The 15,787-nt window shown below is 72.5% G+C and carries 14 protein-coding genes; 12 read left to right on the plus strand and 2 right to left on the minus strand.

All coding sequences use genetic code 11. The features are described 5' to 3' along the window. The first annotated feature begins 23 nt into the window (after window positions 1-23). The 8 genes from rpsM (at window position 24) to glmM (ending at window position 6,769) form a co-directional block, all read left to right on the plus strand. Window positions 24-392: a 30S ribosomal protein S13 gene (gene rpsM, locus FSY66_RS03785; protein ID WP_144791397.1), complete on the plus strand. Its 369-nt coding sequence runs from the start codon at window positions 24-26 to the stop codon at window positions 390-392. A gap of 78 nt (window positions 393-470) precedes the next feature. Further along, on the plus strand, window positions 471-875 hold the full coding sequence (rpsK, locus tag FSY66_RS03790; protein WP_144791399.1) for a 30S ribosomal protein S11: 405 nt from the start codon (window positions 471-473) through the stop codon (window positions 873-875). 153 nt (window positions 876-1,028) lie between these two features. Then, window positions 1,029-2,030, plus strand: a complete 1,002-nt coding sequence (locus FSY66_RS03795) for a DNA-directed RNA polymerase subunit alpha (RefSeq protein WP_144791401.1) — start codon at window positions 1,029-1,031, stop codon at window positions 2,028-2,030. 85 nt (window positions 2,031-2,115) lie between these two features. After that, window positions 2,116-2,895, plus strand: a complete 780-nt coding sequence (gene rplQ / locus FSY66_RS03800; protein ID WP_144791403.1) for a 50S ribosomal protein L17, sunset domain variant — start codon at window positions 2,116-2,118, stop codon at window positions 2,893-2,895. Window positions 2,896-3,074: 179 nt separating this feature from the next. Further along, complete coding sequence (truA, locus tag FSY66_RS03805) at window positions 3,075-3,950, plus strand: tRNA pseudouridine(38-40) synthase TruA (RefSeq protein ID WP_144791406.1); 876 nt, start codon at window positions 3,075-3,077, stop codon at window positions 3,948-3,950. Between the two features lie 245 nt (window positions 3,951-4,195). Next, window positions 4,196-4,639 (plus strand): 50S ribosomal protein L13, encoded by a 444-nt coding sequence (gene rplM, locus FSY66_RS03810; protein ID WP_144791408.1) that lies wholly within the window; start codon window positions 4,196-4,198, stop codon window positions 4,637-4,639. A 38-nt stretch (window positions 4,640-4,677) separates the two neighbouring features. Beyond that, window positions 4,678-5,184: a 30S ribosomal protein S9 gene (rpsI, locus tag FSY66_RS03815; protein WP_144791410.1), complete on the plus strand. Its 507-nt coding sequence runs from the start codon at window positions 4,678-4,680 to the stop codon at window positions 5,182-5,184. A gap of 232 nt (window positions 5,185-5,416) precedes the next feature. Continuing rightward, complete coding sequence (glmM, locus tag FSY66_RS03820; RefSeq protein ID WP_144791412.1) at window positions 5,417-6,769, plus strand: phosphoglucosamine mutase; 1,353 nt, start codon at window positions 5,417-5,419, stop codon at window positions 6,767-6,769. 46 nt (window positions 6,770-6,815) lie between these two features. Here the strand turns inward: glmM and FSY66_RS03825 are convergent, their stop codons facing one another. Both FSY66_RS03825 and coaA read right to left on the minus strand, forming a co-directional pair. Continuing rightward, window positions 6,816-7,556: a M15 family metallopeptidase gene (locus FSY66_RS03825; RefSeq protein ID WP_144791414.1), complete on the minus strand. Its 741-nt coding sequence runs from the start codon at window positions 7,554-7,556 to the stop codon at window positions 6,816-6,818. Window positions 7,557-7,596: 40 nt separating this feature from the next. Further along, window positions 7,597-8,553, minus strand: a complete 957-nt coding sequence (gene coaA, locus FSY66_RS03830) for a type I pantothenate kinase (protein WP_144791416.1) — start codon at window positions 8,551-8,553, stop codon at window positions 7,597-7,599. 104 nt (window positions 8,554-8,657) lie between these two features. Here coaA and FSY66_RS03835 point away from each other — a divergent pair, with 104 nt between their 5' ends. From FSY66_RS03835 to treY, 4 genes are all read left to right on the plus strand, one after another. Next, the gene (locus FSY66_RS03835) at window positions 8,658-9,077 is read left to right on the plus strand and encodes a holo-ACP synthase (RefSeq protein ID WP_144791418.1); all 420 of its coding nucleotides are present in this window, start codon (window positions 8,658-8,660) and stop codon (window positions 9,075-9,077) included. Continuing rightward, on the plus strand, window positions 9,077-10,843 hold the full coding sequence (locus FSY66_RS03840; protein WP_144791420.1) for an NAD(P)H-hydrate epimerase: 1,767 nt from the start codon (window positions 9,077-9,079) through the stop codon (window positions 10,841-10,843). The genes FSY66_RS03835 and FSY66_RS03840 overlap by 1 nt, the downstream gene beginning before the upstream one ends. Before the next feature lie 150 nt (window positions 10,844-10,993). Then, window positions 10,994-13,189 (plus strand): glycogen debranching protein GlgX, encoded by a 2,196-nt coding sequence (glgX, locus tag FSY66_RS03845; protein WP_144791422.1) that lies wholly within the window; start codon window positions 10,994-10,996, stop codon window positions 13,187-13,189. Window positions 13,190-13,315: 126 nt separating this feature from the next. Next, window positions 13,316-15,787, plus strand: a complete 2,472-nt coding sequence (treY, locus tag FSY66_RS03850; protein WP_144791424.1) for a malto-oligosyltrehalose synthase — start codon at window positions 13,316-13,318, stop codon at window positions 15,785-15,787.

Below are 15,787 nucleotides of genomic sequence, written 5' to 3' on the forward strand. Positions count from 1 at the left end.
ACGAACCGAGGAGAACAGCCGATATGGCACGTCTCGCAGGCGTCGATCTCCCGCGCGAGAAGCGCGTCGTGATCGCACTCACCTACATCTACGGCGTCGGGCACACCCGGGCCAAGGAGGCCATCGCGGCCACCGAGATCCCCGCCGACGTCCGGGTCAAGGACCTGACCGACTCCCAGCTGGTCGCGCTGCGCGACTACATCGAGGGCAGCTTCAAGGTCGAGGGCGACCTCCGCCGCGAGGTCGCCGCCGACATCCGCCGCAAGGTCGAGATCGGCAGCTACCAGGGCCTCCGCCACCGCCGCGGTCTGCCTGTGCACGGTCAGCGCACCAAGACGAACGCTCGCACCCGCAAGGGCCCGAAGCGCACCGTCGCCGGCAAGAAGAAGTAACGCGCTCACCCAGCATGAACCGGTGCGGCCGCCCGCCGTGCCGACCGCACAGAAGACCACCACGCAGCAGGAGTAGAAATGCCCCCTAGGACTCGTGCGACCGCCGCTCGCAAGCCGCGTCGCAAGGACAAGAAGAACATCACTCAGGGCCAGGCCCACATCAAGTCGACGTTCAACAACACGATCGTCACGATCACCGACCCCTCGGGTGCGGTGCTCTCCTGGTCGTCGGCCGGCGAGATGGGCTTCAACGGCTCCCGCAAGTCGACCCCGTACGCCGCGCAGATGGCCGCGGAGGCCGCAGCCAAGCGCGCGCAGGAGCACGGCGTCCGCAAGGTCGACGTCTTCGTGAAGGGCCCGGGATCCGGCCGCGAGACCGCGATCCGCTCGCTCCAGGCCACCGGCCTGGAGGTCGGCTCGATCCAGGACGTCACGCCGAGCGCTCACAACGGCTGCCGCCCCCCGAAGCGCCGCCGCGTCTGATCACCGGCACGGCGGAGGCGCGCGGGGCCGACGGCCCCTCGCGCCCGCCGTGCGCTTCGCGGCCCACCGGTCCCGTCGCCGGCCGCCGCATCCAGAGAGTGCTCAACCACCAGCGTGCGTCATATAGCGGAGGCACGCCGAAAGGAAACAACAGTGCTCATTGCACAGCGTCCCGCCCTTTCCGAAGAGGTCGTGGCCGACAACCGCTCCCGGTTCACCATCGAGCCGCTCGAGCCGGGCTTCGGCTACACCCTCGGCAACTCGCTTCGCCGCACCCTGCTCTCGTCCATCCCCGGCGCCGCCGTCACCAGCGTGCGCCTGGAGGGCGTCCTCCACGAGTTCTCGACCGTCGAGGGCGTCAAGGAGGATGTCACCGAGCTCATCCTGAACGTCAAGAAGCTGGCCGTCTCCTCCGAGGAGGACGAGCCCGTCACCGCGTACCTGAACAAGCAGGGGCCCGCAGAGGTCACCGCCGCCGACATCCAGGTCCCGGCCGGGGTCGAGATCCACAACCCGGGTCTGCCGATCGCGACGCTCAACTCCAAGGCCAACCTCAACCTCGAGCTGACCATCGAGCGCGGGCGCGGCTACGTGACCGCCGCCCAGAACAAGCTGGCGGATGCCGAGATCGGCCGCATCCCGGTCGACTCGATCTACTCGCCGGTGCTCAAGGTGACCTTCCGCGTGGAGGCCACCCGTGTGGAGCAGCGCACGGACTTCGACCGCCTGGTCCTGGACGTGGAGACCAAGGAGTCCATCTCCCCGCGCGATGCCATGGCCTCGGCCGGCACCACGCTCGTGGAGCTGTTCGGCCTGGCCCGCGAGCTCAACGTCGAGGCCGAGGGCATCGAGATCGGCCCGTCCCCGACGGATGCCGCCATGTCCGCCGACATGGCGCTGCCGATCGAGGACCTCGAGCTGACGGTGCGCTCGTACAACTGCCTCAAGCGCGAGGGGATCCACAGCGTGGGCGAGCTCGTGACCCGCTCGGAGGCGGATCTCATGGACATCCGCAACTTCGGCGCGAAGTCCATCGACGAGGTCAAGGCCAAGCTCCAGGAGCTGGGCCTGGCCCTCAAGGACTCGCCCCCCGGCTTCGAGGCCGCCGCGCGGCCCGCGTCCATCGACGACGAGAACCCGTTCGACGTTCAGTAATCCTTCCGCCTTTCCTCTGCCGGACCGCCGGGCGCTCGCCGCGCCCGACGGCAACGGCTGAGTCACTTCCAGGAGACCAATCACCATGCCTGCACCCACCAAGGGACCCCGCCTCGGCGGCAGCCCGGCGCACCAGCGCCTGATCCTGCGCAACCTGTCGCAGCAGCTCTTCGAGCACAAGCGCGTCACCACCACGGTGACCCGCGCCCGCCGCGTGCGCCCCTACGCCGAGAACCTCATCACCTCCGCCAAGAAGGGCGATCTCAACGCGCGCCGCAAGGTGCTCGCGCAGCTGTCCGACAAGTCCGTCGTGCACGAGCTGTTCACCACCATCGCCTCGGCGATGGAGGACCGTCCCGGCGGCTACACCCGCATCACGAAGATCGGCAACCGCAAGGGCGACAACGCCCCCATGGCCGTCATCGAGCTCGTGATGGAGCCCGTGGCCACGAAGTCGACCGTGGCCGAGGCGGAGGCCGCCACGCGCTCCTCCGCGTCCCGCGCCGCGCAGCCGGCCGAGGCCCCCGCGGTCGACGTCGTCTCGGATCCGTCGGCCTCCCTGGACGAGGAGGGCGGCTCGACCGCCGCCGACGTCGACTCGCAGGCCGCCGAGGCGCCCGTCGAGGCGACCACCGAGGTCGAGGCCGACGAGTACCCCGGCTCCGCGAAGCCGCTGGTCTCGGGCGAGGCGCCCGAGGGCTACGCGATCAAGGGCAACAAGGACTCCATGAAGTTCCACGTGCCGGGCTCGCGCTGGTACGCCGGCACGCGCGCCGAGGTCTGGTTCGACACCAAGGCCAGCGCCGAGGCCGCCGGGTTCGCCCCGGCCGGCGGCGCCGCCGCCCAGAAGATCGACGGCGAGTGATCGCCGCGGTCCGAGCCGGCACGGCTCGGACCGCTCCCGGCCGCCGTGCGGATGCCTCCGCGTCCGCACGGCGGCTTTCGTCTGCCCCGGTGCGGCCGGGCGCTCACGGCCATGACCGCGGAGGACCCGGGAAGCAGGAGGACGACGGCGTGGACGGGACGGGACCCCGGGCAGGAGCAGTGCGCATCCGGCTCGATCTGGCCTACGACGGCGGGCCCTTCGCCGGATGGGCCGCGCAGCCGGGGCTCGAGACGGTCCAGGGCAGCCTCGAGGAGGCCCTCGAGCTCGTCGTGCGGGAGCCGACCCGGTTGGTCGTGGCAGGGCGCACGGATGCCGGCGTCCACGCGCGCGGGCAAGTCGCGCACCTCGATCTGAGCGCGGAGCAGGCGCAGAGGGCGTTCGCGGGGCGGCGGGGACCGCGGCCGGAGGGCCTCGAGCAGCGACTGGCCGGGGGGCTGAGCCGCGTGCTGGGCGCCTCCCGGCGGCAGCGCGGCCGGGACGAGGCCCCGGGCGCGATCGTCGTGCGGCGGGCGCGTCCGGCGCCCGACGGCTTCGACGCCCGGTTCTCCGCCGTGGCGCGCCGCTACGTCTACCGCATCGACGACGGCGCCGGGGGGCGCGACCCCCTGACCCGGACCTCGACCTGGGCCGTGCGCCGCCCGCTCGACCTCGAGGCCATGCGGGAGGCGGCCGGTCCGCTGCCGGGGCTGCACGACTTCCTGAGCTTCTGCCGGCCCCGGGCCGGGGCGACCACGGTCCGGGAGCTCCAGGAGATCGCCGTGCGGCGCACGGACGAGGGGCTGGTCGAGGTCCAGCTGCGGGCCGACGCCTTCTGCCACAGCATGGTGCGCTCGATCGTCGGCAGCCTCGTGCGCGTGGGGGCCGGCCAGCGGCCGCCGCAGTGGCTGCGGGGCCGGCTGGACGAGCGCTCCCGCTCCGCCGAGACGCCGCTGGCGCCCGCCCACGGCCTCGTGCTCGAGGAGGTCCTCTATCCCGCGGACGAGGAGCTCGCCGAGCGGGCGCGGGTGACCCGGGCCCGTCGGCAGGAGCTGTGACAGGCCCTTCCCGCGCTGGAAACCCGGGGCGGATTCGGGTAGGGTGGCCTGCTGTTGTGCGTGTCCCGCCTCGGCTCACGTGTACCCGGATCCGCCGCCCAGTTGCAGGGCACAGGGCGATCTGGTGCGCCGAGGTTCTGCGGACCCGGATGCTGCTCGGCTCTCACCCGAGCCCCGGCTGCACACGGAAACCGGCCCCGAGCCCGTCTCAGGGCCACTCTTCATCGAAACGAAGGCAGATCAACGTGCGTACGTATACCCCGAAGCCCGGTGACGTCCAGCGTGACTGGTACGTCATCGACGCGACCGACGTCGTCCTGGGCCGCCTGGCCAGCCACGCCGCAGTCCTGCTGCGCGGCAAGCACAAGGCGACCTTCGCCCCCCACGTGGACACGGGCGATTTCGTGATCGTCGTCAATGCGGACAAGGTCGCCCTGACCGGCGACAAGCTGCAGAAGAAGATCGCGTACCGGCACTCGAACCACCCCGGCGGCCTCACCGCGACCACGTACGAGGAGCTGCTCGCCAAGAGCCCCGAGCGCGCGGTCGAGAAGGCCATCAAGGGCATGCTCCCCAAGAACAAGCTGGCCGCCCAGCAGCTGTCCAAGCTCAAGGTCTACTCCGGCCCGGAGCACCCGCACGGTGCCAACAAGCCCAAGACCTTCGAGTTCAACCAGGTCGCCCAGTAATCCGGGCCTACGAGAACGACTGACACAAGGAGAACATCGTGGCTCAGAATACTGACGAGCAGTTCGCACAGGAGGGTGAGGAGATGACCTCCTACACCTCCGAGTCCACCGCGGCCGCCGGCGCGCCCGCCCCCGCCTCCGAGCGCCCCGCGCTGACCGTGCCCGGCCAGGGCACCGGCCGCCGCAAGGAGGCCGTCGCGCGCGTGCGCCTCGTCCCCGGCTCCGGCCAGTGGACGATCAACGGCCGCAGCCTGGAGGAGTACTTCCCCAACAAGCTGCACCAGCAGGAGGCCAGCGATCCCTTCACGCTGCTGGACCTGCAGGGCGCCTACGACGTGGTCGCCCTCGTGCACGGCGGCGGCCCGTCCGGCCAGGCCGGCGCGATGCGCCTGGGCGTGGCGCGTGCGCTCAACGAGATCGACGCGGAGCACAACCGCCCGGCCCTCAAGAAGGCGGGCTACCTGACCCGCGACGCGCGCGTCATCGAGTCCAAGAAGGCCGGCCTCAAGAAGGCCCGCAAGGCCCCGCAGTACTCGAAGCGCTGATCCTGCGCTGAACCGCGGTCCGCTCGGCGGCACCGCACGGGAAGGCCCCGCGGCCTCGGACGATGTCCGGGCCGCGGGGCCTTCGGCCGTCCCGGGCTCCGATCGCGGCGCCGCCGCGGGGCTGCCGCCGGAGCCCGGCGCCGGCCGGCTGGAGGGGCGCCGCTCCGACGCGGCCGCGCGCGAGGCGGATGGAATGCGTCCGCGCCGCGAGCAGGCCTAGGATGTTGGATCGATGACACGAATCTTCGGAACCGACGGCGTACGCGGTCTGGCCAACGACCTGCTCACAGCAGACATGGCCCTGGACCTCTCTCAGGCAGCGGCCATCGTGCTGGGCCATGACCAGGTGGCCGACGGCCGCCGTCCGCGGGCCGTGCTGGCCCGGGACGGAAGGGCCTCCGGGGAGTTCCTGGGCGCCGCCGTCGCCGCCGGGCTCGCGGCCTCGGGCGTGGACGTCGCGGACGCCGGGACCGTGCCCACACCCGCTCTGGCCTATCTGGTGGGCGACACCGAGGCCGACTTCGGGGTGATGATCTCCGCCTCCCACAACCCCGCCCCGGACAACGGGATCAAGTTCCTGGCCGCCGGCGGCAAGAAGCTCCCGGACGCGGTCGAGGACCGCATCCAGGAGGTCTACGACGCCAAGCGCTTCCGCCGCCCGACGGGCGCCGGCGTGGGCCGCATCAGCACCCTCACCGATGCGGAGGACCGGTACGTCATGCACCTCGTGGGGGCCATCCCGCACCGCCTCGAGGGGTTGAAGATCGTGCTGGACTGCGCTCACGGGGCCGCCTCCGGGCCGTCCCCGGACGCCTTCCGCGACGCCGGCGCGGACCTGGTGGTGATCGGGGCGCAGCCCGACGGCCTCAACATCAACGACGGCGTCGGCTCGACGCACCTGGGCCCCCTCAAGGAGGCCGTCGTGGCCCACGGCGCTGATCTCGGCATCGCCCACGACGGCGACGCCGACCGCTGCCTGGCCGTCGACGCGCAGGGCCAGGAGATCGACGGCGATCAGATCATGGGCATCCTGGCGGTGGCCATGCACGAGGCCGGGCGGCTCAAGGACGACACCCTCGTGGTGACCGTGATGTCCAACCTGGGGCTCAAGCTCGCGCTGCAGGAGCGCGGCATCCGCATCGCCGAGACCAAGGTGGGCGATCGCTACGTCCTGGAGACCATGGTCGAGCACGGCTACAGCCTGGGCGGGGAGCAGTCCGGGCACGTCATCATGGCCGACTGGGCCACGACGGGCGACGGCCTGCTCACCGGGCTCATGCTCGCCTCCCAGGTCGCCGGCACCGGTCTGCCGCTGTCGGAGCTGGGCACGGTGATGACCCGCCTGCCGCAGCGCCTGATCAACGTGAAGGGCGTGGACCGCTCCCGAGCCGCGGACGACGAGGGCATCGCCGCGGCGGTCGCGGAGTCCGAGCAGCGGCTGGGGGAGACCGGGCGCGTGCTGCTGCGCCCGTCCGGCACGGAGCCGGTCGTGCGGGTCATGGTCGAGGCCGGCACCCAGGAGCAGGCCGATCAGGAGGCCGAGGTCCTGGCCGAGGTCGTGCGGACGCGGCTGGCCCTGGACTGACCCGCCCTGGACCGCGGCGCCGGCCCGTCGCAGGCGGGTGCCGCGCTCAGGAGTAGTCCGGCGCCGGTCCCGTGCCGTAGAACTCCTCGAGGGTCGTCGCGGCGGAGTCGTGGAACTCCTGCGCTCGCTGCTCGCCGACGTAGCGGTAGTGCCACGGCTCGTACGCGTACCCGGTGATCTGCTGCCCGTCCTCGGGAAAGCGCAGCACGAAGCCGTGCTCGTGGGCGTGCTGCGCAGCCCACTTCGCGGCCTCGGTGTCCGCGAAGCACTCCTGCAGGTCGCAGCCCGTGCCGTCCGCCAGATCCATGGCCAGGCCCGTCTGGTGCTCGGAGTGCCCGGGCCGGGCGGAGATCGTGTCGGCAGTCTCCTGGCCGTTGACGTCGACCCAGTGCTGATACGTGCTCACCTGCTCGTCGTAGGAGCGGTAGGCGGAGGAGATGCTCACCGGGATCCCCTCGGCGCGCATCTGCGCGAGCATCTCCTCGGCCGCCGCAGCCGCGTCCTCGCGCAGCTGATGGCCCTCGACGTCGGCCAGGGGCTCGGGGGCGTAGTCCTGCGGCTCCAGCGGCCGCTGCTTGTTGACCACCGCGTCCGTCGAGGAGGCGGTGCCGGTGTCGGCGGCGGCCGGCCCCGAGCCGTCCTCCGCCGACCGGCCCTCCGAGGTCGGGCCTCCCGCCGAGGCCGTCTGCTCGGGGGCGTCCTGCTGCTGATCGGCGCCGCAGCCTGCCGCCCCCAGCAGCAGGAGCAGGGTCGCGGAGGCGGCGAGGCCGCGGGGTGCAGAGACCATGAGGAGCTCCCTATCCGTGGGTCTGCCGGCGGTTCCCGGCTCAGTTCTTGCGCAGCAGGACGCGGCGGATCGAATGGTCCGAGTCCTTGGAGAGGATGAGCTGGGCCCGCCCGCGCGTGGGGCGGACGTTCTGGACGAGATTGGGCTCGTTGATCCGCCGCCAGATGTCGGTGGCCATCTCCTCGGCCTCGCGGTCGCTGAGGCCCGCATAGCGGTGGAAGTACGACTCCGGATCCGTGAAGGCGCTGTGGCGCAGCTGCTGGAACCGCTCGACGTACCAGCGCTCGATGTCCTGGGTGCGGGCGTCGACGTAGATGGAGACGTCGAAGAAGTCGCTCAGGGCCAGCGCGGCGCGATCGTCGGGGCCGATCTTGGCGGGGGCCAGCACATTGAGGCCCTCGAGGATCACGACGTCCGGGGCCGTCACCACGACCTCCTCGTCCGGGAGGATGTCGTAGGTGACGTGCGAGTACTTGGGCGCACGGACCTCGACGGCGCCGGACTTGATCTCGGCCACGAAGCGCAGCAGGGCCCGGCGGTCGTAGGACTCCGGGAAGCCCTTGCGGTGCATGAGGCCGCGGCGCTCGAGCTCGGCATTGGGGTGGAGGAAGCCGTCGGTGGTCACGAGCTGGACATTGGGCGTCGACGGCCAGCGCGCCATCAGCTCGCGCAGCAGGCGGGCCGTCGTAGACTTGCCGGCGGCGACCGAGCCCGCGATCCCGATCACGAAGGGCGTCCGGGCGTGCTCCTGCCCCAGGAAGCGATTGGTGGAGTTGTTCAGCGCCGTGGCGGCGGTGTCGTACAGCGTGAGCAGCCGGGACAAGGGGAGGTAGACCTCGCGCACCTCGTCCGCGTCCAGATGATCGCCCAGGCCGCGGAGGCTCTCGATCTCGTCCTCGTCCAGGGGCAGCTCGATCTCATCGGACAGGCGCGACCACGTGAGCCGGTCGAGCTCGACGAACGGCGTCAGACGATGGATTCCGGGGGCTGTGCTCATCGGCGACCATCGTAGTCCGCCGGGCACCGCGGCCCGATCCGGGGCTCCGGCGCATGACGCACGGCGTCGCGGAGGCCCCGCCGACGCGGGGATACTCTGTGCCCATGATCATCGGCAGCGGCATCGACGTGGTGGACATCGGACGGTTCGAGCGGCAGCTGGAGCGCACGCCGCGGCTGCTCGAGCGGCTGTTCGTGCCGAGCGAGCGCGTCCTGCCCCTGCAGTCCCTCGCGGCGCGCTTCGCGGCCAAGGAGGCCGCGGCCAAGGCGCTCAAGGCTCCTCCGGGCATGATCTGGCAGCACTGCTGGATCGAGAAGACGCAGTGGGGGGCGCCCGTGCTGCGCACCGAGGGGACGGTGGCCCGCGAGGCCGCGCAGCTGGGCATCGACCGGTGGCACCTGACCATGTCCCACGACGGCGGGATCGCCATGGCCTACGTGATGGCCGAGTCGCTCGACGGCGCCGCCCTCGCGGCGCAGGCGCAGGCTTCCGGCCGGGGCGAGCAGATCGCGGTGACCCGCTGATGCGCCCCGGATGGACCGGCGCCGACGTCCGCGCGGCCGAGCAGCCCTTCCTGGAGCAGGGCCGCGGGCCCGCCCTCATGGCGACCGCGGCCCGAGCCCTGGCCATGCGCTGCCGCCGTCTCCTGCGCGAGCGCCGCGGCCGCCTCGCCGGAGCCCGCGCGGTGCTGCTGGCCGGCAAGGGGAACAACGGGGGCGACGGCCTGTGGGCGGCGGCCGACCTGCGTCGCGCCGGCGTCTCGGTCACGGCGATCCCCACGGCCGATCGGCTGCACGAGGAGGGCGCCCGGGCCCTGCGCGAGGCCGGCGGGATCATCGCGGAGCGCGCGCTGGACGAGGACGGCATCGAGGCGGCCCTCGAGCTGATGCTGGGTGCGGACCTGGTGCTCGACGCCGTGCTCGGCACCGGGGCCTCCGGAGGGCTGCGCGGACCCGTGGCCGATCTGGCGCAGGCCCTCGGCGATCGGCTCGGAGACAGCCGCGGCCGGGGCCCGATCGTCGTGGCGGTCGATCTGCCCTCCGGCCTCGGGGCCGATGGCGGGCCCCTCGAGGGGCCCGTGCTGCCGGCGCGCTGCACGGTGACCTTCGGCGCGGCCAAGGCCGCCCAGCTCTGCGCCCCGGGCGACCGGGTGTGCGGAGAGCTCGTGCTCGCTCCGATCGGCCTCGAGGACGAGCTGCCCCTGCCCGCCGCGCTGCGCCTGGAGGGCGCCGATCTGGACGCCCTGTGGCCGCGTCCCGACGCCGAGGACCACAAGTACACCCGCGGCGTGGTGGGGGTCGTCGCGGGCTCCGCCGACTACCCCGGGGCCGCGCTGCTCACCGTGCGCGCGGCCCAGGCCGCCGGCACGGGCATGGTCCGGTACCTGGGCGACGAGTCCACGCAGCGGCTGGTGAACCTCACGGCGCCCGAGGCCGTGGTGAGCGATCAGGCGCCGTCCGAGGCCCACGTCCAGGCTTGGATCGCGGGCCCCGGAGCCGTGGACGAGGCGCAGCGCCGCCGCGTCCGGGAGGTCATCGACGAGGCCCTCGACCGGGGGATCCCCGCGGTGCTGGACGCCGGCGCGCTCGAGACGGCCGGGCGCTGCCTGGCCGATCGGAGGCTGCGGCCCTGGATCGTGCTGAGCCCGCACGCCGGCGAGATGGCCGAGCTGCTGGCCTGGTGCGAGGCCTGGGGGCTGCTGCCGCAGGACGCGCAGCCCCCGCAGCGCGAGCAGATCGAGGCCGACCCGGGCCGCTGGGCCCGGATCGGCGCGGAGGCCACGGGGGCCACGATCCTGCTCAAGGGGGCCACGACCGTGATCGCCGCGCCCTCCGCAGAGGGGAGCGCCGGGGCCGAGGCAGCAGCCGGCTCCGAGGCCGATGACGGGCACACGAGCCGGGCGGGCTCAGATGAGCCGGGCGGGGGCAGGGGCGAGGGCTCGCGGGACAGCGGGCGCGCCCCGCTGGTCGCCGTCGGAACGGGCAGCCCATGGCTGGCCACGGCGGGCTCGGGCGACACCCTCTCGGGCATGATCGGCACGCTGCTGGCCCACGACGCCGGGCGTCCCGAGCGGCTGGAGGGGTCGCTGGGTCCGTGGCTCGAGGACGCGGGCCTGCCCGGGCATCTGGTCGACGAGACCAGGCACCTGCTGACCGGCCCGGGCCGGTGGGCCCTGCTGGCCGGGGTGGCCTGCACGCTCCAGGGCCGCGCCTCGCGGGCGCGGGGCGAGGGCCCCCAGCCCGCGCTGCCCGAGGACATCCGCGCCGCACTGACCCGGCCGAGCCGCTGAGGGCCGGCACCACTGCACAGTCCCGGTCGGCCGCTCCGGGCGGCGGCGGGTAGGCTCGACGGGAGACGCAGGACCGGCGGCGGGCCCCCACTCGCGCCCGGCGCCCCGACGCTGCGCACCGCAGTCCCCGACAACAGGAGCTATCCCATCGTGACCGAAGTCTGGCCCGGAACCGCATATCCCCTCGGGGCGACCTTCGACGGAACGGGCACGAACTTCGCGCTGTTCTCCGAGGTCGCGCAGAGGGTCGAGCTGTGCCTGTTCGACGACGAGGGTCACGAGCAGCGCATCGAGGTCGAGGCGGTCGACGGCTACGTCTGGCACTGCTTCCTGCCCAACGTCGAGCCCGGCCAGCGCTACGGCTACCGCGTCCACGGGCCGTGGGACCCGTCGCAGGGGCTGCGCTGCAATCCCGCCAAGCTGCTGCTCGATCCCTACGCCAAGGCCGTGGACGGCTTCGTGCGCGAATGGGGCCAGCCGCTGTTCTCCTACACCTTCGGCGACGAGGACTCCTTCAACGACGAGGACTCGGCCGAGCTGATGATGAAGGGCGTGGTGATCAACCCGTTCTTCGAGTGGCAGGGCGACCGGCCGCCCAAGGGCGACTACCACAAGTCCGTGATCTACGAGGCCCACGTCAAGGGGCTCACGGAGCAGCTGGCCGAGATCCCGGAGGAGGAGCGCGGCACGTACGCCGGCGTCGCCCACCCGGAGACCATCTCCCACCTCAAGAAGCTCGGGGTCACGGCCATCGAGCTCATGCCGGTCCACGAGTTCGTGCAGGACTCCACGCTGCTCGAGAAGGGCCTGCGCAACTACTGGGGCTACAACACGATCGCGTTCTTCGCCCCGCATCACGACTACTGCTCGACGACCACGCTGGGCGGGCAGGTCCAGGAGTTCAAGGCCATGGTCCGGGCGCTGCACCGCGCGGACATCGAGGTCATCCTGGACGTGGTCTACAACCACACCGCCGAGGGCAACCACCTGGGCCCCACGCTGTCGATGCGCGGCGTGGACAACAACGCGTACTACCGCACCGTCGAGGACGACGCGAAGTACTACATGGACTACACCGGCACGGGCAACTCGCTCAACGTCCGCCACCCCCACGCCCTGCAGCTGATGATGGACTCGCTGCGCTACTGGGTCACCGAGATGCACGTCGACGGCTTCCGCTTCGACCTCGCCTCGACCCTGGCCCGCGAGTTCTACGACGTCGACAAGCTCTCGACGTTCTTCGAGCTCGTCCAGCAGGATCCGATCGTCTCCCAGGTCAAGCTCATCGCCGAGCCGTGGGACGTCGGGCCCGGCGGCTACCAGGTGGGCAACTTCCCGCCGCAGTGGACCGAGTGGAACGGCATGTACCGCGACACCGTGCGCGACTTCTGGCGCGGCGAGCCCTCGACCCTGGGCGAGTTCGCCTCGCGGATCACGGGCTCGGCGGACCTCTACGAGAACAGCGGGCGCCGCCCCTTCGCCTCGATCAACTTCGTCACGGCCCACGACGGCTTCACGCTGCGCGACCTCGTGTCCTACAACGAGAAGCACAACGACGCCAACGGCGAGGACGGCAACGACGGGGAGTCCCACAACCGCTCGTGGAACTGCGGCGTGGAGGGCCCGACGGACGACGCCGAGGTGCTCGCGCTGCGCGCCCGGCAGCAGCGCAACTTCATCGCCACGCTGATGCTCTCGCAGGGCACGCCCATGCTCCTGCACGGCGACGAGCTCGGGCGCAGCCAGGGCGGCAACAACAACACGTACTGCCAGGACAACGAGATCTCCTGGATCGACTGGGACGCGGCGGACTCCCCGCTGATCGAGTTCACGGCCGCGGTCATCCACCTGCGCCGGGACCACCCGACGTTCCGCCGCGGGCAGTTCTTCGACGGCCGCCCCGTCGAGATGGGCGAGCGCTCGGACGAGGACCCGATGCCCGACATCGCGTGGATCAACACCGACGGCTCCGCCATGAACCCCTCCGACTGGGACGAGCCGCTGGCCCGGACCCTGGGCATGTGGCTCAACGGCAACGGGATCGCCGGCAAGGACGCCCGCGGCCGGCAGATCACCGACGTGGACTTCCTGGTGTGGTTCAACTCCTCCCCGGAGGACATCACCTGCACCATCCCGCCCGCGGAGTACGGCGCCCAGTGGGAGGAGCTGCTGGACACGGCCGGCGAGCACGGCGACGGCTCGGTGCTCGGGCACTCGAGCGAGTTCGTGCTCCGGGCCAAGTCCATGGTCGTGCTGCGCCAGTGGGACGAGCCGGAGGAGGAGCCCGACACCTCGGTGGCCGCCTCGGTGGCCGCCTACTCCGCCCAGGCCCAGCCGGACGAGTGATCCGCGGGCCGGGTCCGTCCCGGCCCGCACCCGACAGGGGCCGGTCCCGACCGACCGGGGCCGGCCCGCCCGCCGAAGGACCCGCCGCAGGAGAGGTGCTCCTGCACCAGCACACGAGGAGACGACGTGCGCATCCCCGCCTCGACCTACCGCCTGCAGATCACCCCCGACTTCGACCTGGACGCCGCCGCCGCGCGGCTCGAGGACCTGCGCTCGCTGGGCGCGGACTGGGTCTACCTCTCCCCGGTGCTGCGCTCCGTGGGCGGCTCCGATCACGGCTACGACGTGGCCGATCCCACGGAGGTCGACCCGGCCCGCGGCGGCCGCGAGGCCTTCGACCGCTTCTGCCGCGCCGCCCATGAGCTCGGCCTGGGCGTCATGGTCGACATCGTCCCCAATCACCAGGGGGTGGCCGCCCCGCCGGAGAACCCGTGGTGGTGGTCGCTGCTGCGCGAGGGGAGGGACTCCCCGCACGCGCAGGCCTTCGACGTGGACTGGGCGGCCTTCGGCGACCGGCTGATGATCCCCGTGCTCGGCGACGACGTCGACGAGGACGGCGCGCCCCGCAGGGGCGAGGCCGAGCAGGCCCTCGATCAGCTCGAGGTCCGGGTCCGCGACGGCGAACCCGTGCTGACGTACTTCGACAACGTCTATCCCGTGGCCGAGGGCACCGTGAGCCTGGACTCCGACGGCCGGGCGACCGAACCCGCCCGCACGGTCCATGAGCGCCAGCACTACCGGCTCGTGAACTGGCGCCGCGGGGACGCCGCCCTGAACTACCGTCGCTTCTTCACCATCGCCACCCTGGCGGGTGTGCGGGTCGAGGACCGCCAGGTCTTCGAGGACTCCCATGCGGAGGTCCGCCGGTGGATCGACGAGGGCCTCGTGGACGGGCTGCGCATCGACCACCCCGACGGCGTGCGCGACCCCGCCCAGTACCTGCGGTGGCTCGCCGAGCTCACCGGCGGGCGCTACACGCTGATCGAGAAGATCCTGGAGCCGGGGGAGCTGCTGCCGCGCGAGTGGCTCGAGTCCGGCCTCACCGCCGGCACCACCGGCTACGACGCCCTGGGCGTGATCGACCGCCTGCTCGTCGACCCGGCGGGCGAGTACCCGCTGACCACGCTGGATGCCTCCCTGCGGCAGAGCTCGAGTGCGCAGGCCGCCCACGAGGGCGACTGGCAGCGGATGATCCACGGCACCAAGCGCGACGTCGCCGACGGCTCCCTGCATGCCGAGGTCGAGCGCCTGGCCCGCGAGGCCGCCGCCGAGCCGGCCCTCTCGGAGCTGTCCCACGAGACGCTGGTCGATGCGCTGAGCGAGATCCTCGCCGGCTTCGGGGTCTACCGCACCTACCTACCGTGGGGCTCCGAGCACCTGCGCTCAGCGCTCGGGGCCGCCTCCTCCCGGCGGCCCGAGCTCGCCGGGGCCGTCGAGGCGCTGGGCCCGGTCCTGGGCCTGGACGCCCAGGACGAGTCGGAGCTGACGCCGGTCGCGCGCCGGCTGCAGCAGACCTCGGGCATGGTCATGGCCAAGGGCGTCGAGGACAGCGCGTTCTACCGGTACTCCAGGCTGACCTCGCTCACCGAGGTCGGCGGGGACCCGTCGGCCTTCTCGATCGACCCGCAGCAGGCGCACGAGGAGTTCGCCCGGCGCCAGCGCGACGAGCCGCTGGCCATGACGACGCTGTCCACGCACGACACCAAGCGCTCGGAGTCCGTGCGCGCGCGGATCAGCGTGCTCGCGGAGATCGGCGCCGACTGGGCCGCGATGGTCGCGGCCGTCCAGCGCGAGGCGCAGGCCGCGGGGATGCGCCCGCTGGCCGATCGCACCCTGGCGAACCTGGTCCTGCAGGCCATGGTCGGCGCCTGGCCCATCAGCCGGGAGCGCGCCGTCGACTACGCTCTGAAGGCCGCCCGCGAGTCCGGGACCGCGACCGCGTGGGTGGACGGCGACGAGGCCTTCGAGGCGGATCTGACGCGGCTGATCGACCTGGTCCTGACGCGCCCGTCGGTGCGCGGGATCGTCGAGGGCATGGTCCGGCGCGTCGAGGGCCCCGGATGGTCCAATGCGCTGTCCCAGAAGCTGATCCAGCTCACGATGCCCGGCGTCCCGGACGTCTACCAGGGCTCGGAGCAGTGGGCCCCCGCCCTCGTGGACCCGGACAACCGCCGGCCCGTCGACCACCGGACGATCGCCGAGCGCCTGAGCGCGCTCGACGAGCGCCGCGAGGACCCCTCGGTCGCGCGGGAGCACGGCGTGCCCCCGGTCGACGAGACGGGCGATGCCAAGCTGCTGGTGACCTCGCGGGCCCTGCGCCTGCGCCGCGACCGCCCCGAGCTGTTCTCCGACTACGCACCGGTCCTCGCCCGGGGAGAGCGAGCCGAACATCTGTTCGCCTTCAGCCGCGGCGATGCGCTGACGGCCGCGACGCGCCTCCCGGCGGGCCTGGCGGCGGCCGGGGGCTGGGGCGACACCGCGATCGAGCTGCCCGAGGGGGAGTGGACGGACAGCCTGACCGGCGGCCGCTTCAGCGGGACCGTGCGGGTCGCGGAGCTGCTCGATCTCCTGCCCGTGGCGCTGCTGACCCGCGGCTGA

This window comes from Kocuria palustris, from assembly GCF_007666205.1.
In the GTDB taxonomy this organism is placed as follows: Bacteria; Actinomycetota; Actinomycetes; order Actinomycetales; family Micrococcaceae; genus Kocuria; species Kocuria palustris_A.

Excerpts from the sequence above, each read along its gene's own strand:
- glmM (WP_144791412.1), top strand. The coding sequence starts at position 5,417 with ATGACACGAATCTTCGGAACCGACGGCGTACGCGGTCTGGCCAACGAC.
- coaA (WP_144791416.1), bottom strand. The coding sequence starts at position 8,553 with ATGAGCACAGCCCCCGGAATCCATCGTCTGACGCCGTTCGTCGAGCTC.
- FSY66_RS03840 (WP_144791420.1), top strand. The coding sequence starts at position 9,077 with ATGCGCCCCGGATGGACCGGCGCCGACGTCCGCGCGGCCGAGCAGCCC.
- rpsK (WP_144791399.1), top strand. The coding sequence starts at position 471 with ATGCCCCCTAGGACTCGTGCGACCGCCGCTCGCAAGCCGCGTCGCAAG.
- rplQ (WP_144791403.1), top strand. The coding sequence starts at position 2,116 with ATGCCTGCACCCACCAAGGGACCCCGCCTCGGCGGCAGCCCGGCGCAC.
- FSY66_RS03835 (WP_144791418.1), top strand. The coding sequence starts at position 8,658 with ATGATCATCGGCAGCGGCATCGACGTGGTGGACATCGGACGGTTCGAG.
- rpsM (WP_144791397.1), top strand. The coding sequence starts at position 24 with ATGGCACGTCTCGCAGGCGTCGATCTCCCGCGCGAGAAGCGCGTCGTG.
- FSY66_RS03825 (WP_144791414.1), bottom strand. The coding sequence starts at position 7,556 with ATGGTCTCTGCACCCCGCGGCCTCGCCGCCTCCGCGACCCTGCTCCTG.